Genomic DNA, 17,529 nt, shown 5'->3' on the forward strand with positions numbered 1-17,529 from the left:
CCTTCCATTCCTTAATTTACATCTTGAGCGATGACGTCATCGAGCCGTTTTGAAAACTCTTCAGCCGCATTGACACCCATCCGCTTTAAGCGGTAATTCATCGCAGCCACTTCAATGATAACCGATAAGTTTCGACCAGGCCGCACCGGAATGGTCAATTTCGTCAAGTCTGTGTCGATAATTCTCATTTTCTCTTCTTCCAAACCTAAACGGTCATACGTCTTATCTGCATCCCATAGCTCCAGATCGATGACCAGTGAAATCCTTTTGAATGTACGGACAGCACTTGCCCCGAACAAAGTCATGATATCGATAATGCCGACTCCCCGGATCTCCAGCAAGTGTTCGATCAGTTTCGGCGGATGTCCAACAAGCGTATTCTCGCCTTCCTGATGGATTTCCACGCAATCATCCGCCACCAGTCGATGGCCTTTTTTCACCAGTTCCAGCGCAGTCTCACTTTTCCCGACGCCGCTTTTCCCAGTAATCAGCACACCAACGCCATAAATATCAACCAGCACACCATGAACAGCCGTCGTCGGCGCAAGCTTGCTTTCCAAATAATTGGTCAACAAACTGGAGAAACGTGTGGTTGTCATCTTCGTGCTCAAGACAGGCACATGATTTTCACTTGATGCCTCAATCAATTCGACGGGCACTTCCACATCGTGTGAAACGATGATTGCCGGCGTATCGTCCGTGCATAATTTCATCATCCGGTCTCTTCGTTCCCCTGCCTTCAGCATGGCAAAAAAAGATAACTCGGTCTTGCCCAATAGCTGCACGCGGTTTGCCGGATAGTGTGTGAAATAACCCGCCATTTCAAGACCCGGTCTTGAGATATCACTGGTTGGAATATGACGGCCAATTCCTTCCTGGCCGCTGATTAATTTTAGATCGAACATTTCCATCACTTGTTTTGTCGTAACTTGTCCCATTTTCTCGCCTCATTTCTTCCCTCTGCAGGAATACCCGAATTTTCCCAAAGTTCTTTTTAGTCCGTGAAACGGTTTGCTCCTATTTTAACATGGAAAATCGGAATTTGAAGGTTTTCATGTCGCCTTTCGGTCCACTTCTTACTATATGGACAATAAAGGAGGGATTTTCCCATTGAAAATTGTAATTGATGCCGGGCACGGTCCGGAAACAGCCGGCAAACGATCACCGGACGGCAAGTTGAAGGAATTCCACTTCACTTCACGTGTCGCTGAAGAAGTGAAAAAACAACTGGCTTTCAGCGGCCATACGGTCATCTTCAGCCACCAGGCAAGAATGGATGTTCCATTGCATGAAAGAACCCGATTGGCAAACCGCCTGAAAGCCGATCTGTTTGTGTCGATCCACGCCAATGCTTACGGCACTTCCTTCAACTCAGTCAATGGCATTGAAACCTTTACTTATACGAAGCCGCAAGCAGCGACAAAAAAGGTGGCAGGTTTCATCCACTCCTCGCTGCTGCTGGCAACCGGCCGGCAAGACCGTGGTGTAAAACAAGCCAACTTCGCTGTACTCCGTGATACGGTTATGCCGGCTGTCCTTGTCGAATGCGGTTTTATGACCCACCGGCAGGAATCAGAGCTGTTGAAGTCCGCGGCTTATCAAAAAAGGTGCGCCAAAGCCATCGCTTTTGGCGTCAACTGTTATGACCCATACACATAAAAGACCGCTGCAGTGAAATCCACTGCAGCGGTTTTTATTCTCCCTGATTTCTTAAAGGTTCTGCTATACTGAAGTTACAAAATTCCGGCACAGATTGAACCCCTAAAAGGAGGAATCAGTATGTACGAACAAAAAACCAAGGAAAACGATGCGGATGTAACCGAGTTTCTCGAAAGCGTCGATCATCCGAAAAAACGGCAGGATGCTTACAGACTCCTGACAATCTTTGAAGAAGCAAGCGGCTATCCACCAAAAATGTGGGGCGGAAGCATCATCGGCTTTGGTTCTTATCATTACGTCTATGAGTCAGGCCATGAAGGGGACGCACCGCTCGTCGGTTTTTCTCCACGCAAAGCGAAAATCAGCCTGTATTTCGCGACAGGCGATGCAGACCGTGAAAACCTGCTTGCGAAATTCGGCAAACACACCACAGGCAAAGCTTGTGTTTATATCAACAAAGTGGAAGACATCGACGTGGAAGTATTAAAAGAACTGATCCGACAGTCCATCACGTTTTTGCAGGATCGTTATCCACAGCCATAAGCCGTAAATTCGAAGGCCGAAAAGCGCAATCCGCTTTTCGGCCTTTCTTCATTATTTTTTCAGCAGGTTGCCGCTGACATTTTCCATGCCGGATAAGCCCAGAATGGTCATAAAACTTTTTTGGATCGCCAAATGGCCATCTTTTGGATGATGCCACTCTTCCAGCGTGTGTGCTCCGCCGAACTCGCCTCCCAGCCCGATTGTGACAGAAGGAATCCCCAGACTCATTGGGTAATTGGAATCTGTGCTGCTCGGATCGCCCAGTTTCGGCTTCCCACCGATTGCTTCCACTGCGGCAGCCGCTATCTGGACAATAGGAGCATCCGGAGACTGGCTGGCTGGAGCCCGATTCCCGAAGCGTTCAATTTCCACCACCAGGCGGTCATCTTCCCACCTTTTGTTTTCATCATCTGCCGCTTTGCGGACAATCTCCAGGAAGCGGCTTTCCAATTCAGACAAGGCTTCAGCATCGTTCGAACGCAAATCGACCGTCATGCTTGCTTCTTGAGCGATGGCATTGACCGATGTCCCGCCTGTCACTTCCCCTACCGAGAAAGTGGTTTTCGGATCTTTGGCTGTTTGCAGGTCGGCAATGTCCGCAATGGCTCTGCCGAGTGCATGCGTCGCGCTTGGTGTTCCAAAATCACCGAAACTGTGGCCGCCAGGGCCGTTGTATGTAATGGTGTACCGGAAACTCCCTGTCGCCAAATACGTAATATGATCGAATCCAGGGCCATCCATTGAAATAAAAGCGTCTATGTCATCATGCTCGTTAAAAAACGCCTTTACCCCCCGCAGGTCTCCTGCCCCTTCTTCTCCGACGGTGCCACCGAAAATGATGTCTCCGCTATTTGGAATATCTGCTTCGTTGAACGCCCGGACCACTGCCAATAATTCCGCCAATCCGCGGGTATCATCACCGATTCCAGGTGCATACAGAATGTCTTTGTCTTCACGGACCGTTGTGTCAGTCCCTTCTGGAAAAACGGTATCCAAATGAGCCGACACGAAAATTTTCGGACCTTGCCCTTTGCCCCGCCGCACGCCGAAAACATTGCCTTCATCATCCATCTGTACATCTTCAAGCCCTAATTCCCGCAGTCGGCGCATATAATCTTCCGCGCGTTTCTGCTCTTTAAACGGAGGTGCCGGAATTTCAGTTAACGCAATTTGTTCTTTCACAGTGCGTTCATGATCTTTTTCAATAAACCCCAATGCTTTCGTCACAGATTCTTGCTTCATTAAATCACTGAACCCTTGTTTCACTTTATTTTCGTTCGTATCAGGCGTCATATTCATCCTCCTTAGTTTTTGTCCGTCTGTTGGGCAGTCCGGTCCTTCTTCCGGGTTTCCTCTTCCTCTTCCTCTTCCTCTTCTTCGCTCTTTTTATCACTGCGGTTTCCTTGTCCTTCTTTCTCCTTGTCATCTCTCTCGTTGAAAGCTTTGACGAAATAAGCGGATGGCAATAAGAGTCCCAGGGCAGCTTGAATCAGGGAGAAAAAGCGTGCCGCTCCTACCGGCACTAAATCCCCGTATCCTACTGACAGCATGGTGACACCGCTGAAATAAAGATATTCAAGAAAATTTTGACCAGCTGCTTCCCCTGTTTCATCGTTGATTCTCAGTACAGGTTCATCCATCGATAAGAGAAAATAAATCAAAGCAAAGCCAAATGTGAGAGCGACCATGGAAAAAAACAGTTTTGTGAATAAGGACGACTGGAAATAACTCTTTTTTTGTTGTTTTTTCGCAAAAAAGTTATAGAGATGTCCCAGCATGAAGATAGTGGTTAATCCAATCAATACTGCAGATACCATGTTCCACCCCGCTCTCTCAAACCGTTGCCCTGCATAAATCGTATGATAAAGCGCCTCAAAATACCAGTCACGTGTATTTTGTACTTCAAGTCAAAAAAGCCGGCACAACATTGTGCCGGCTTCCTCTTGCATTATTCCACTGTCAAGTAACGGACCAGGACAGAACCTGTTTTGGTTTCACCATAAACCAGTAAAGGCGCAGCAGCCGGCACTTTTCCTTCTTTGGAGAAACGGATCGACTTTTGCATAAACTGCCCTTGTTCATGGGTGCTGTCAATATCAGTCAACAACACATCCATTTTGCCAAGATTCGAGGAAACTTCGCCTTTTAACGGCAGATGGGAAGGAATGTAAAGTTCCACATTGCCCGCCAAAGTTTTCGCTTCCACCTTTCGGCCTTCTGTGCATCTTGACGTAACGACCACATTGCCGTTCAGTGACTTCGCTTCGATCGTCTGAATGTCGCCGTCCACATAAATACGGCCATTCAACGTTTCAGTTTCCAGCACTTTGCCGGCAGCTTCCATGACCTGGATGGCTCCATTCGCTGTTTCCAGCTCAGCATCGTCAAAATCAACGTTTTTCACATCGATTTTGCCGTTTGCTGTTTTGGCTTTGATGCGCGCCACATTTAACCGTTTCAAGATAAATCCGCCATTGAATAAGCGTGTCGTAATTTGTTCATAGTCTTTTTCAGGAACATACAACACCACATTGACTTGAGTGGTCTTCAAATCGCTGATGACACGCAATTTCCGGCCATCTGCGATAAAGACGAATTTATCAAGGAATTCGAATTTCGCCTGTTCTTCCGATTCTGCACGGTAAGCTTTGACATTGCATTCCGCCCGGATATTACCGTCCTGAGAAGGGAAAATTTCCAATTGTCCATTGGCGATATCCACGACGATATCCTGGATCTCATTGTTATCTTCTGTGAATGTATGGTGGAACTGAAAAGCTTCGCCAAATGGCGATTCAAATTCCATTGTCTTCAACTTGCCAACAGAACTTTGCATAAAGTTCATCATGCGATCGCTGAGTTGGTTAAAGTCTTTGGAAAGGTTTTTCGAGAAATCCTTTGAGAAATCACGGGAAAAATCTTTGGAGAATTTCTTGACGACATCTTCCGGTCTGAACAATCCACGTTTGCCGCGTCTTCCTCTGTATTCATTGCGGCCATATGGCGGTTCCTGTGAAGATTCCCCTCCATCGATTGCTCTCAGCAATTCAACAGCTTCACGAGCCGAGATTGTTCCTTTTTCCAGCATATCCAATATCCGTTCTCTTTCGCTTTGCATGTATAGCGGCCTCCTCTTCGTCCCTTATCAGGACGGTATGTTCTTCTACTTGATACGTTTTCTGTCAGAAAAAGTTTCACTTAGCCGTTTTTTTCTTGCGGGATGCTTTGTTGACCAGCGCTTCCATTCGACTGCGATCGCGCTCCAGAATCGGTTTCAAGTAGTTGCCCGTATAAGACGCATCTACCGCAGCAATGTCTTCCGGTGTTCCCGTGGCGATAATGGTGCCGCCTTTGTCCCCGCCTTCGGGACCCAGATCGATGATATGATCCGCTGTTTTAATGACATCGAGGTTGTGCTCGATGGTCAACACCGTATCGCCGTTGTCCACCAGCCGCTGCAATACACGCAGCAGACGTGAGATATCATCCGCATGAAGTCCTGTTGTCGGTTCATCCAATATATAGAAGGATTTGCCGTTTGAGCGTTTGTGAAGCTCGGAAGCCAGTTTGACACGCTGCGCTTCACCGCCCGACAAAGTCGTCGCTGGTTGGCCAAGCGTAATATACCCCAGGCCAACGTCTACGATGGTCTTCAATTTGCGATTGATCTTTGGAACGTTTTCAAAAAATGCATACGCGTCTTCCACTGTCATCGCAAGGACATCCGCAATGTTTTTATTTTTATACTTCACTTCCAGTGTTTCCCGGTTATAACGTTTGCCATGACATACTTCGCAAGGCACATACACGTCCGGCAGGAAATGCATTTCTATTTTTATAATACCATCTCCACGGCACGCTTCACAGCGTCCGCCCTTGACATTGAAGCTAAAGCGACCTTTTTTATAACCGCGCACTTTCGCTTCGTTTGTCGTTGCATAGACATCACGGATGTCATCAAAGACGCCCGTGTATGTCGCCGGATTGGAACGCGGTGTCCGGCCGATCGGTGACTGATCGATGTCGATGACTTTTTCCAGTTCTTCGACTCCTTCCACCGATGTATGCTGACCAGGCTTTACTTTGGCTCTGTTCAATTTATGCGCCAGTGTCTTGTAGAGGATCTCATTGATCAGCGTACTTTTTCCGGATCCCGATACACCTGTTACTGCATTGAACAATCCAAGCGGAATATCGACATCCACTTTTTTCAAGTTGTTTTCATTTGCTCCTTTGATCGAGATTTTGCGGCCATCCGATTTCCGGCGTTCGGCCGGCAAAGGAATAAACTTTTTACCGCTCAAATATTGACCGGTTAATGACTTGCGGCTTTTCATCACTTTTTCCGGCGGGCCTGCAGCAATGATTTCCCCGCCGTGGACTCCTGCTCCCGGCCCCACATCAATCAGGTAATCTGCTGCCAGCATGGTATCTTCATCGTGTTCAACCACAATCAGCGTATTGCCGATGTCACGCATACCTTTCAATGTATTAATGAGCCGGTCATTGTCCCGCTGGTGCAGGCCGATGGACGGTTCGTCCAAAATATACAGCACACCCGTCAGCCGGGAACCGATTTGTGTAGCCAGGCGGATACGCTGCGCTTCTCCCCCGGACAAGGTTCCGGCTGCGCGGTTCAATGTCAGGTAATCCAAACCAACATTGATCAGAAAGCCCAAACGCTCGTGGATTTCCCGTAAAATCAAACGGGCAATCTGTTCGTCCTTTTCCGACAGCGTTAAATTGTTAAAAAACTCGACCGCTTCAAAAATGGAAAATTCGGAAATACTGCCGATATGCTCTCCATTTACTTTGACAGCGAGCGTTTCCGGTTTCAGCCGATATCCTTTGCATGTCGGACATGGCTGTTCGCCCATATATTTTTCCATTTGTTCACGGATGTATTCGGACGTCGTGTCACGGAACCGGCGGTCGACATTCGACAAAACCCCTTCAAAATAAATGTGATTGTCCCGAAGCTGACCGTAATCATTTTCATAACGGAAACGAATCTTTTCGGTTCCTGATCCATTCATGATGACATCAAGGTGATCTTCCGGCAGTTCACTGACCGGAATGTCCATATCAATTTGGTAATGCCTGCACACCGCTTCGAGAAGCTGCGGATAGTACTGCGAGCTTGTGGGCCGCCACGGAGCAACTGCACCTTCCTTCAGTGATAGCGTCGCATCCGGAATGACGAGTTCAGGGTCCACTTCCTGCTTCATCCCCAGGCCGTCACAATCCGGGCAGGCACCGAATGGCGAGTTAAAGGAAAACATGCGGGGTTCCAATTCACCGATGGAAAACCCACAGATTGGACAGGCATGGTGCTCACTGAACAATAACTCTTCCTGCTCCATAACATCGACAAGCACACGCCCTTCTCCGAGATTCAACGCGGATTCAAGTGAATCACTGAGACGCGGAGCAATTCCTTCTTTCATGACGATCCGGTCGATGACCACTTCAATCGAATGTTTTTTATTTTTATCAAGCGTGATGTCATCATCCAAATCGTAGATTTCTCCATTGACACGCACCCTTACGTACCCCTGCTTTTTGATCTCATCCAGCATTTTAGCGTGTGTCCCTTTTCTGCCGGAAACGATTGGAGCCAAAATCTGCATTCTTGTTCTTTCAGGGTAGACAAGCAAGCGATCCACCATCTGCTCGATGGTCTGTGAAGCAATTTCAATGCCGTGATTCGGGCAAATCGGCTTTCCGATGCGCGCATACATCAAACGCATATAATCGTAAATTTCCGTTACCGTGGCAACCGTCGACCGGGGGTTTTTGCTCGTTGTTTTTTGGTCGATGGAAATTGCCGGCGACAACCCTTCAATCAAATCGACATCCGGTTTATCCATTTGCCCAAGGAACTGACGGGCATAAGACGACAACGATTCCATATAGCGGCGCTGTCCTTCGGCATAAATCGTATCGAATGCCAGTGATGATTTTCCTGAGCCCGATAACCCCGTCATGACGACGAGCTGATCCCGCGGAATGACGACATCGAGGTTTTTTAAATTGTGTGCCCGCGCGCCTTGTATTCGTATTTCCTGATTCTTCACTTCATCTCATCCTTCCGCTTTCAATTCGAGAACCGTATCACGCAGCTCCGCAGCCCGTTCGAAATCGAGTGCTTTTGCCGCTTCCTTCATTTCTTTCTCCATTAATGTAATGAGCTTCATGCGGTCTTCTTTGTTGAGTTTTTTTCCGGCCGCAGCTTTGGAGACGTACTCTTCCGCTTCTTCCGCCGCCACTGTGGCACGGATGACATCGCGGATTTTCTTTTGTATGGTAACCGGCGTGATGCCATGCTTTCGGTTATATTCTTCCTGAATCGTACGGCGGCGCGTTGTTTCATCAATCGCTTTTTGCATGGAATCGGTCATCTTATCCGCATACATAACGACTTGGCCATTGGCGTTCCGCGCTGCCCGGCCCATCGTCTGGATGAGTGATCGCTCAGAACGAAGGAAACCTTCCTTATCCGCATCAAGAATGGCGACGAGCGACACTTCAGGAATGTCGAGACCTTCTCTCAGCAGGTTAATGCCGACCAGTACATCGTAAACACCCATCCGGAGTTCCCGGATGATTTCAATCCGTTCAAGCGTTTTGATTTCCGAATGCAGATAATTGACTTTGATGCCCGCTTCTTTTAGGTAAGCCGTCAAATCTTCCGACATCTTCTTCGTCAATGTCGTCACCAGTACCCGTTCATCGCGTTCGGTGCGCTGTCGGATTTCATCCATCAAATCATCAATTTGCCCTTCGATCGGCCGAACTTCGATGACCGGATCGAGCAGACCTGTCGGACGGATAATCTGTTCAACCATTTCCGGTGTATGTTCAAGTTCATATGGACCTGGAGTTGCAGAGACGAACACGGCCTGATTAATGTGGTTTTCGAACTCTTCAAATGTCAGTGGCCGGTTATCCATCGCCGACGGCAGACGGAAACCATGATCGACCAGCACTTTTTTACGCGCCTGGTCCCCGTTGAACATTCCGCGTACCTGCGGCAATGTCACGTGGCTTTCATCCACCACCAACAAAAAATCATCGGGGAAGTAATCAATGAGTGTATAAGGCTGAGCACCAGCTGGACGCAGTGTCAGATGACGCGAATAGTTTTCAATTCCTGAACAAAAGCCCATTTCCCGCATCATTTCCAGGTCGTAGCGCGTCCGCTGTTCCAGACGCTGAGCTTCAAGCAACTTATCCTCAGCACGCATTTCCTTCAACCGCTGTTCCAGTTCCGCTTCAATATTCTCAATCGCTTTGACCATTTTTTCTTCACGCGTAACAAAGTGGGAAGCCGGGAAAATAGCGACATGTTCCCGTTCACCCATAATTTCGCCGGTCAGCGCGTCCACTTCGCGGATCCGGTCGATTTCATCCCCGAAAAACTCGACCCGCAGACATTTCTCGTCGCGTGAGGCCGGGAAAATTTCCACGACATCCCCGCGTACACGGAATGTTCCGCGGATGAAATTGATGTCGTTACGTTCATATTGAACGTCGACCAGTTTTCTGAGTAATTGATTGCGTTCGATTTCCATTCCTTTTCGCAGCGACACAACAAGTTCCCGGTATTCTTTCGGAGAACCGAGACCGTAGATGCACGACACAGAAGCGATGACAATGACATCGTCCCGTTCGAACAGCGAACTTGTGGCGGAATGCCGCAGTTTATCGATTTCATCATTGATGCTGGCGTCTTTTTCAATGTACGTATCCGATTGGGGCACGTAGGCTTCGGGCTGATAGTAATCGTAGTAGCTGACAAAGTATTCGACCGCGTTATCAGGGAAAAATTCCTTGAACTCGCTGTATAACTGCCCTGCCAATGTCTTGTTGTGCGCCATGACGAGCGTCGGCTTTTTCACTTGCTGGATGACATTCGACATCGTATATGTCTTCCCTGTCCCTGTTGCTCCAAGCAACGTCTGGAAACGTTTGCCGTTGATGATGCCTTCTGTCAGCTGCGAGATTGCCTGAGGCTGATCGCCGGCCGGCTCATAAGGCGCCTGAAGATTGAATTCCTGTTTCATATTGGTTGTCCTCCCGTTTTTCAATACCTCTATTTTATCATATGCCCGAAAAATCCCCTAACAAAAAGCGAACGTATGTTTTTTGTGTATATTAAGCAAGTGCGCACTTCCTGCTGAAGACAATAGCTTCTTCTTTTTCGCCAACACTAAAGACTTTTAAAAGTCTTTTAAAAATTATATAATGAGATTAACAAAAGGAGTGAATGAAACATGGCAATGAAAATATTGGACGTTCCTACAACTTCTGTCTCAGAAGTGAAGCGCTCACCTATGGAAGTTTTTCAAAAAGCGGACAAGGAAGCTGCTGGCGTTTATGTATTCAACCGTGAAAAAGTCGCAGGCGTTATGCTGACGCAAGAGCAATACGAGTCCTTGAATCGAGAAATTGATGACCTTTACGGGCAACTGGCTGACTTGATGGCCGAAAAGCGTTTAGCGGCCGACAACGTCACAGTTTTTTCGGACCGGGAAGTGCGAGGAATCATCGCGGACGAACCACCTGTCATCGACGAAGAAGACGGGTGGGAATAACCGTTGCATCAAATTGAATGGACACAGTATTCAAAGGAAGACTACGATAATCTTGATGGAAGCCAAAAGATATTTGTCAATAAAGCTCTTGACCGGATCAAGTTAAGAGGCATGAAAGCCGGCCAACCTCTGCATGGTAATTTGGCACAATGCAATAAGTTGAAAAACAGGAAAATGGGATTGCGCATTATTTTCAGAGAAGTTCAGGGCTCTATTCAAGTGATTCAAATTGTTGCCATTGGAAAACGGGATAAAGAAAAGATTTATAAGACGGCTGAAGACAGATTAAGCTAAATGGAAATCAGGATATGTTCTCTTTTACTTTGAAGCAAGCTCTGCGCACTGGCATTATATTTAGCTGTTAGAAATTTCGCTTACTTAAACCTATCTTTGTTTTTAATATTTCAAAAAGAATGGCGGCTGCTTTGAACAAAGCAGCCGCCATTCTGAATTTCTTTGTGTTCTTTTCATTTTTCTGTATGAAACAAAATATCTCTTAAGCGGAAAATCAACAATGAGCTTAATTATCAAGGTCTGTACCCATATACAAAGTTAAAAAAGAAAAGAAAAAAGAGAAAGAGGAAAGCTGCGGGAATCAGGCTCAACAAAACGAATGTCTTGGCCGTCCTGGTTTGAACACTGATGAACCAGCGGATGTAAATGAAAAGCAAGATCCCAAGCAAAGGCCAAAACAAGAAATCACTTATTGTTACAACCCACCCCGTATTTTTCTCCCAATACTCTTCCGGAACGGGAAGAACATCTTCATACTCCCCATCGATTCTGTTTTTTTCTGTGATGAAGAAATAGGAAACCCCCACATAATAAGCCAGTATCAAGCTCTTGCCCCACCAAGGCAAGTATTTGTTGAAAATCACGATGGTAAAAATGAGTGCTATCATAACATAGAAAAACGTGTATGGTTGCAACTAAACCCCTCCTGACAACCTGCTGTATTTATCGGATGATTGAACTCCGACGTAACCGGAAAATTAAATGAGAGCATTTGCCCCCTTCTTTTTGTTGGGTAATGACATTGAGTCATATTGAAGAAACAAGATTTTCTTTACACTCTTTTTGTCTTCTATATTAGGAGCTGTTTCTCTTCTTATTATTCAATACTACGCCTGTTTTAATTAATGTTAACAATAAAGAAGTAGGAATAATTGTTATCAGCATGATTAATGGCAGGAAAAGAGACCAATCCTGAATTTCCCTGATTACAAATGACCCAATTACGGCAATTGTAAACACGGCAATCGGAGCCAGGATGTCTGCGTGAAATGTTATTGTTCGTTCTGTTCTCCAGACTATGAGATCAATTGTAAAATACACAATGATCAGTGATCCTGCGCCTAATAAAAGCGGGCCCATATCGCCTTCATACATAAAACAACTACCCCCTTCCTTTTATATTCAGGTTCTCCCGTCATCCGTTATTCCCAGTCTCTCTGTAATCATTGGCTACTCCCGCGCTCCGGAAGAGATACTTCCTCCACTTCACTACCCTCCATATTCATCTTATACAAATGATAATCAGTCGCCCTCCCTGCAAAATTCATGTCCACTATGAAGTAAACCTCGCCTGTTTCCGGATGGATCACGGGACGATCCGCGTATTCCTGTAAATCCGTCAATTGCTGGTCTTCCTGCGTTTCTCTATCGTATTTATACAACTCGTACTGGAACGTTCCGCCTTCATCGGCGTTGCTGACGGCTTGATAAATGATTTCATCTCCGCCTGGGACAATCGCGAAATCAAATACACCCATCTCCCGTTCCGGCTCAATGATGATCGGACGAAGGCTTTCAGGATCTTCAAGCGGAATTTCAAATATCCGCTGGACCACTTCAAAACTGTCTTCCGCGGTTTCCACAGCCGCATCATCCGGCATTTGGACGTATACCACTTCGCCATCCTCGCCTATTGTAAGGGAATCCATGGAATACTTTTTCAAATCTGTATGCTGCATATGTTCATTTTGCTCAAAATTGTATTCATGGATATCAAAGTCATGCGGTCGCTTGCCTGTAATCGGTGAATAGTTGGTAAACACAGCCGCATTCAAATAAAACAATGAGCCGTCTGTTGGTGAAAATTCGATTTCCGTAATGGCAGAACCGGCCGAAAACAGCTCCTGATCTTCTTTTGTTTGTAGGTTTAATTGATGTACGGTGCTTTTCAGTTCTTCTTCCGGGTTTTTGTTCGTCGAAATATAAGCCAGGGACGAGCCGTCTGTGGAAAAAGTCGGGTCTAAAATGACCTGGTCGTTTTCCAGTTCCACCGCTTTCGATTGAACGGACTGTCCAGGGTGAACCAACTGAATTTCCGGCTTTCCTTCCGTATAGCTGACATAAGCAATGGTTCCTTGCGCGGAAATGTCAAAAAATCCGGACATGCCCGTCAGCTTTTCCTCTTCGCTTGTGCTGAACACCATGCCCAGCACGGTCAAGCCACTTACTATTACTGCTACAATCGCCACAATCCACAACAAGATTTTCTTTCTTTTCATGTAAAAACTCCTTTGCTGGCTATATGTATTGAACTAATGATCTGCGCACTTGCTGATATTCCGCAAAACAGCTGCGCTTTCCGCGGGCTCGCGTCCAAGCCTCCTCGATCGCTTCGCTTCCTGCGGGGTCTCGGCCGTCTCGCTGATCCGCAGGAAAGACATTGGCCGAAGCCTGCAAGGCCAATTCTTTGCGACGAAGCAGTGCAGCGATGCAGGAGCAGTACTTTCTTCGCAGCTGTTTTGCTCCATATCGAAGCAGGCAATTATCAATAAGCTAAATGCATAATTCTTTTTCTCACAGAGTACTTATCCAGCGCCGGCGCGTCCAGGGGCTGGGCGGAGCTATAAGACGAGTGCTCTTCTCGGCTTATGGCGGGAAAGGTATTGGCCAAAGGTAGTTTGGCCGATGCCTTTGCGACGAAGCAGCGAAGCGATGCAGGAGCACCGGTTTAGGCCCAAAGCGACCGAAGCGATGGGTAAAAGGATCGTTCTTTAGTTCAACTTATATAGTTAATAAAGATGGAAAAAACAACAAAACGAGCAGAACAGCAGTGCCCAGGAGTGAGATGCCTGCCAATACAAAAGCGGCACGTTTGTGCTTTTTCACCAGCTTCATTTGCCCGACATATAACAGCAGCCATAAACCAAAAGGCACCATCATGACTGCCATCGCGGGATGAAACCCGCCGAACAGCATCATTCCGACCCACAGGAAAAACAGGGACACTCCAATAACGATGACGCCTGAAACGAAATTCACTTGGTGGAGCCTTTTCGCTTCTTTAACGGCTCCGCTTTGGAAGTTCATTTCGTAAATGGTCGTCTGATAAACGAGCAAAAGTGATAACAGAAGAATGATCCAATTCGAAATCGTTAAGGGCAATTGAGCGGCAAGTTCAAATCCGGAAATTATTGCATACCCATATAGATAGATAAGGAGATGTGCCATCAATAAACTGTTCATCCACCGTCTTCTGTTTAACGCGACGACTATATTTAATGCAATGCATAAAAGCAGGGTGCTGGTTGTCATCGAAAAAAGCAGCCAGCCGATGTGCGCATTTCCTTCATTAAATAATAGAAGCAAGTACAGGGTGATGGTGTACAAAAATGAAATAATGGACAAGGTCAGCATGAGCTCTTTGCGAAACGGAAAAATCGATTGCTGCATTTGGCTGCCGATGTCTTTTTCCGGGCCGAACAGCTCCATTGCTTTCCGCTCCGCTTCTTTTTCTTTCATTCCCTTTCTCATCAGATCTTCTTTTGACATTTCCAGATGAATCAGCAGCTCTTCCCGCATGTCTTCTTTTTCCTGCTGGTTGCATTCCGTTTGGTCCATAATGTTCTCTACATAACTTCTAAAATTGGTTTCCACCCAATCCCTCCGAACTTTTTTTGACCAAGTCCTGAATCAGATTGAAATTTTTCTGTTTGTTTTCAAGCTCCATTTTGCCTAAATCAGTAATTTTGTAGTATTTGCGTCTTCCGGCAGCCGTTTCGCTCCAGTAGGAAGTCAGCCAAAGTTTCCTCTCCAGGCGCTTTAAAGCGGGATAAAGAGTTCCTTCGCTCATTTCATAACTTCCGTCACTCAGCTGATTCAACGTTTTCGTAATTTCGTATCCGTACAGGTCCCGTTTGGCGAGCAGCGTCAGCAACAGCAGGTCAATACTGCCTTTCATCATTTCTCGGTCCATATAATATCCGCCTCATTCTTTTTAGGATTCTTTTCATTTAGTGTAATACGATGTACATCGTATTACAAGTTAAGAGGAATAAAAAGGAAGACCAAATGGTTGTGACCATGTTGATCTTCCTGTGTCTTTTTATTCACTTTCTATAAAAAGTTGTATCAGTCATTAACCGCTGGAGAGGATAAATTGTGCCCTTATCTGCAACTTTCAATCAGCTAGCAGATTATACATACTTTTTCGAATAAACAAAAGCAGTGATCGGCTGAACGATAAATGTAAGACCGACAACTAAAAGCAAGGGAAAATTCTCGATCTCACTTAAGTTACCGACACCTTCCGATACAAAGAGTATTAATCCAGACAGCGCCATTAATGTATAGTAACCAATCTTAGAACTCTGCGTTTCAATATGCTGTTCCAATTCATCCTTATCCTTTTTACCCTCCAAATCTCCCCAGGTAAGAGCATTGAAAATATAGGACAATGCCAGAAAACCAAAAAAGATAGCTGCACCATCAATTTGTTCATATCGAACGTAGTCGTATATAGATTTCCCCAAGATAGCTAAAAAAGTTACAATCGAAATAACGATCGCAAATCTTTTGGTTTTTTCCATGCCAGTTCACCTCAAATGTTTAGAATAAATGCTTTAAAATCTTCCCGCCGGCTTTCGTGTAAGCCTATTCAACAGAAATGTCACATTGTATTACAAAATACTCTGGGCTAATTTCAAAAAGTATTTTCTTCATCTCGCCTGATTTTCCCTCTCACGTTTTGTCTTCCTCAAAGCTAAACAACTGATCGACTGTTGTATTGAGATTTCTCGACAACTTGAATGCCAGCGATAAAGTAGGGTCGTATTTATCGTTTTCAATGGCGTTGATGGTTTGTCTTGTGACCGAGCACCTTTTGGCTAATTCTTCCTGCGAAAACCCCTGCAGTTTACGCAATTCCTGAATCTGATTTTTCATTCGCTTCAACCACCCAGTCTTTTGCGATAGATGACATAAAAAATACAGTAACTAATACCTGCAATAAGTAAGTACAGCAATTCCGGATAGAGTAAGGGAGAATTAGTTAATCGCATATCGCTTAAATTGAAAAAGTCGTTGATAAAGTTAACTGCGAAGAACACCAAAAGAATAATCCAACTTCTTATGATTGCTTGTTGTTTCATGTGCTTTTTTCGTTCATCATCATTTGTTTTATATCCATGCTCTTCACTTCCAGTTATTTTTCCCAATACCAGAAAGAGCAAGAAAGATACTCCTATCGCCACTAACCAAGATACCAATGCTTTCACCCTTTCTGTTTGTCAAAAGTTTTTTACATTTAAATTATAATACACTGAAAATTTATGTAAAGAGTTTTTTACGTTCTATCCTTCCTTTTAGACCTAATGCCATAGAATACTTGTTGGAATAATTAAGGGGTCTATTATTCTTAAGGAAAAATAAAACGTTCGTAAAAGTACACTTCTTCGAACAAAAAGAGAAAGGTCTTTAACTGAAGTTCCTTCTCAATTCTATAACTCATGATATGTGCATCTATACTCATTCGAAGATTCGATTTTAAAGGTTTAAAAAGCAGGAACCCACAAGAAAGCCTTCCAGCAATGGAAGGCTTTTGAACGTACCATAGGTCATTTTAAGTTGCTTTCATATTCCAGCACATCAAAATATATTCTTTAAGCCAATCGTCAAACCAATATCTTCAAGCCCTTACCTCCGACTGACAATAAGCGCACCAACGCCACTGATCAGCATATAAGCTATTACAAAAATCCAAAGATAAGAAATTGAAACCTGATCATGTCCCATATATGTAATTGCTGCCAGCGCCAGAAAGAGAACGCCCAGGAACACATTGGCAATAATCGCATAATACTTGCGCATATTATTGATGGTCCGTTCATCGACTTCGGGCGTTTTATCTTTCTTCGATTTAACGTAGATCAGGTTTCCGATAAAAATAAGTAAAAAACCACTGAGCGCCCCAAGAATAGCTGACCAGTCGACCCCACTGAAAATAAGTGTGCCGATGATTACGCCGGCCAACCCGCCTGTAGATGCGATTGTAATGTTCCACTGTGCGTATTTTTTCTTTTTCATTTCTCTTTCTCCTCCTCTTCGAGTATAAATACTTCCTCAATCGGCAGATCGAAATACTTGATGATTTTCAACGCCAATTCCAAACTTGGGTTGTATTTGTTTTTTTCGATGGCCGTAAATGTCTGCCGTGTAACCTGCAGATCTTCAGCCATCGTAATTTGCTTAATGCCTCTCTCTTTCCGGATTTTTTGAATATTGTTCTTAACCGGCATGCCTATCCCTTCTTTCTGGGAAATCAATATGTAAACATATCTTTACATAAATTATAAAAGGACAAAGCTAATATGTAAAGAAATCTTTACTTTTTATTCAGTTTTGCAGACAAAACGGGGGAGAAGATGCGCTTTAGTTAGCCTCTTCTCCCCCGTCGTATTAAAACAGCTTCTGATAAGCCGCGATATGCAAACAGAAACTC

The 17,529-nt window shown here is 45.2% G+C and carries 20 protein-coding genes; 4 read left to right on the forward strand and 16 right to left on the reverse strand.

What is annotated here, in order from left to right; all coding sequences use genetic code 11:
* Positions 1–11: 11 nt before the first annotated feature.
* Positions 12–938, reverse strand: coding sequence for an HPr(Ser) kinase/phosphatase (gene hprK / locus EEX84_RS09750; protein ID WP_123165451.1), 927 nt, complete (start codon positions 936–938; stop codon positions 12–14).
* A 172-nt stretch (positions 939–1,110) separates the two neighbouring features.
* Here hprK and EEX84_RS09755 point away from each other — a divergent pair, with 172 nt between their 5' ends.
* Positions 1,111–1,659 carry an N-acetylmuramoyl-L-alanine amidase gene (locus EEX84_RS09755; RefSeq protein ID WP_123165452.1) on the forward strand — a complete coding sequence of 183 codons (549 nt, stop codon included), beginning with the start codon at positions 1,111–1,113 and terminating at the stop codon, positions 1,657–1,659.
* Between the two features lie 120 nt (positions 1,660–1,779).
* Positions 1,780–2,202: a DUF1801 domain-containing protein gene (locus EEX84_RS09760; protein WP_123165453.1), complete on the forward strand. Its 423-nt coding sequence runs from the start codon at positions 1,780–1,782 to the stop codon at positions 2,200–2,202.
* A gap of 51 nt (positions 2,203–2,253) precedes the next feature.
* On the opposite strand, the gene EEX84_RS09765 is transcribed toward EEX84_RS09760, so the two are convergent.
* From EEX84_RS09765 to uvrB, 5 genes are all read right to left on the reverse strand, one after another.
* The gene (locus EEX84_RS09765; protein WP_192892946.1) at positions 2,254–3,495 is read right to left on the reverse strand and encodes a M20/M25/M40 family metallo-hydrolase; all 1,242 of its coding nucleotides are present in this window, start codon (positions 3,493–3,495) and stop codon (positions 2,254–2,256) included.
* 11 nt (positions 3,496–3,506) lie between these two features.
* Positions 3,507–4,019 (reverse strand): potassium channel family protein, encoded by a 513-nt coding sequence (locus EEX84_RS09770; protein ID WP_123165454.1) that lies wholly within the window; start codon positions 4,017–4,019, stop codon positions 3,507–3,509.
* Positions 4,020–4,150: 131 nt separating this feature from the next.
* The gene (locus EEX84_RS09775) at positions 4,151–5,320 is read right to left on the reverse strand and encodes a DUF4097 family beta strand repeat-containing protein (protein WP_123165455.1); all 1,170 of its coding nucleotides are present in this window, start codon (positions 5,318–5,320) and stop codon (positions 4,151–4,153) included.
* A 76-nt stretch (positions 5,321–5,396) separates the two neighbouring features.
* On the reverse strand, positions 5,397–8,279 hold the full coding sequence (gene uvrA / locus EEX84_RS09780) for an excinuclease ABC subunit UvrA (RefSeq protein WP_123165456.1): 2,883 nt from the start codon (positions 8,277–8,279) through the stop codon (positions 5,397–5,399).
* 6 nt (positions 8,280–8,285) lie between these two features.
* Complete coding sequence (gene uvrB / locus EEX84_RS09785) at positions 8,286–10,268, reverse strand: excinuclease ABC subunit UvrB (RefSeq protein ID WP_123165457.1); 1,983 nt, start codon at positions 10,266–10,268, stop codon at positions 8,286–8,288.
* A gap of 210 nt (positions 10,269–10,478) precedes the next feature.
* Here uvrB and EEX84_RS09790 point away from each other — a divergent pair, with 210 nt between their 5' ends.
* Positions 10,479–10,799, forward strand: a complete 321-nt coding sequence (locus EEX84_RS09790) for a hypothetical protein (protein WP_123165458.1) — start codon at positions 10,479–10,481, stop codon at positions 10,797–10,799.
* A 3-nt stretch (positions 10,800–10,802) separates the two neighbouring features.
* Positions 10,803–11,093 carry a type II toxin-antitoxin system RelE family toxin gene (locus EEX84_RS09795; RefSeq protein ID WP_123165459.1) on the forward strand — a complete coding sequence of 97 codons (291 nt, stop codon included), beginning with the start codon at positions 10,803–10,805 and terminating at the stop codon, positions 11,091–11,093.
* A gap of 233 nt (positions 11,094–11,326) precedes the next feature.
* On the opposite strand, the gene EEX84_RS09800 is transcribed toward EEX84_RS09795, so the two are convergent.
* The 10 genes from EEX84_RS09800 to EEX84_RS09845 all read right to left on the reverse strand — a co-directional run bounded on the left by EEX84_RS09800 (position 11,327) and on the right by EEX84_RS09845 (position 17,326).
* A complete protein-coding gene (locus EEX84_RS09800; protein WP_123165460.1) occupies positions 11,327–11,728 on the reverse strand; it encodes a hypothetical protein in 402 nt (133 codons plus the stop codon).
* Between the two features lie 160 nt (positions 11,729–11,888).
* The gene (locus EEX84_RS09805; RefSeq protein WP_123165461.1) at positions 11,889–12,188 is read right to left on the reverse strand and encodes a hypothetical protein; all 300 of its coding nucleotides are present in this window, start codon (positions 12,186–12,188) and stop codon (positions 11,889–11,891) included.
* 68 nt (positions 12,189–12,256) lie between these two features.
* Entirely contained in the window at positions 12,257–13,312 is a 1,056-nt protein-coding gene (locus EEX84_RS09810; protein WP_123165462.1) for a TolB-like translocation protein, read from the reverse strand.
* Between the two features lie 502 nt (positions 13,313–13,814).
* A complete protein-coding gene (locus EEX84_RS09815) occupies positions 13,815–14,687 on the reverse strand; it encodes a permease prefix domain 1-containing protein (protein ID WP_123165463.1) in 873 nt (290 codons plus the stop codon).
* The gene (locus EEX84_RS09820) at positions 14,671–15,006 is read right to left on the reverse strand and encodes a PadR family transcriptional regulator (RefSeq protein ID WP_123165464.1); all 336 of its coding nucleotides are present in this window, start codon (positions 15,004–15,006) and stop codon (positions 14,671–14,673) included. Before EEX84_RS09820 ends, EEX84_RS09815 begins: the two co-directional genes overlap by 17 nt.
* A 220-nt stretch (positions 15,007–15,226) precedes the next feature.
* Positions 15,227–15,619 (reverse strand): DUF2178 domain-containing protein, encoded by a 393-nt coding sequence (locus EEX84_RS09825; RefSeq protein ID WP_123165465.1) that lies wholly within the window; start codon positions 15,617–15,619, stop codon positions 15,227–15,229.
* 151 nt (positions 15,620–15,770) lie between these two features.
* Positions 15,771–15,974, reverse strand: coding sequence for a helix-turn-helix transcriptional regulator (locus EEX84_RS09830; protein ID WP_123165466.1), 204 nt, complete (start codon positions 15,972–15,974; stop codon positions 15,771–15,773).
* A gap of 5 nt (positions 15,975–15,979) precedes the next feature.
* Positions 15,980–16,297 carry a hypothetical protein gene (locus tag EEX84_RS09835; RefSeq protein ID WP_123165467.1) on the reverse strand — a complete coding sequence of 106 codons (318 nt, stop codon included), beginning with the start codon at positions 16,295–16,297 and terminating at the stop codon, positions 15,980–15,982.
* A 427-nt stretch (positions 16,298–16,724) separates the two neighbouring features.
* Positions 16,725–17,114 carry a hypothetical protein gene (locus EEX84_RS09840; protein ID WP_123165468.1) on the reverse strand — a complete coding sequence of 130 codons (390 nt, stop codon included), beginning with the start codon at positions 17,112–17,114 and terminating at the stop codon, positions 16,725–16,727.
* Positions 17,111–17,326 (reverse strand): helix-turn-helix transcriptional regulator, encoded by a 216-nt coding sequence (locus tag EEX84_RS09845; RefSeq protein ID WP_123165469.1) that lies wholly within the window; start codon positions 17,324–17,326, stop codon positions 17,111–17,113. Before EEX84_RS09845 ends, EEX84_RS09840 begins: the two co-directional genes overlap by 4 nt.
* Positions 17,327–17,529: the final 203 nt, after the last annotated feature.

Source organism: Planococcus salinus (assembly GCF_003719725.1).
GTDB classification, from domain to species: Bacteria; Bacillota; Bacilli; order Bacillales_A; family Planococcaceae; genus Planococcus; species Planococcus salinus.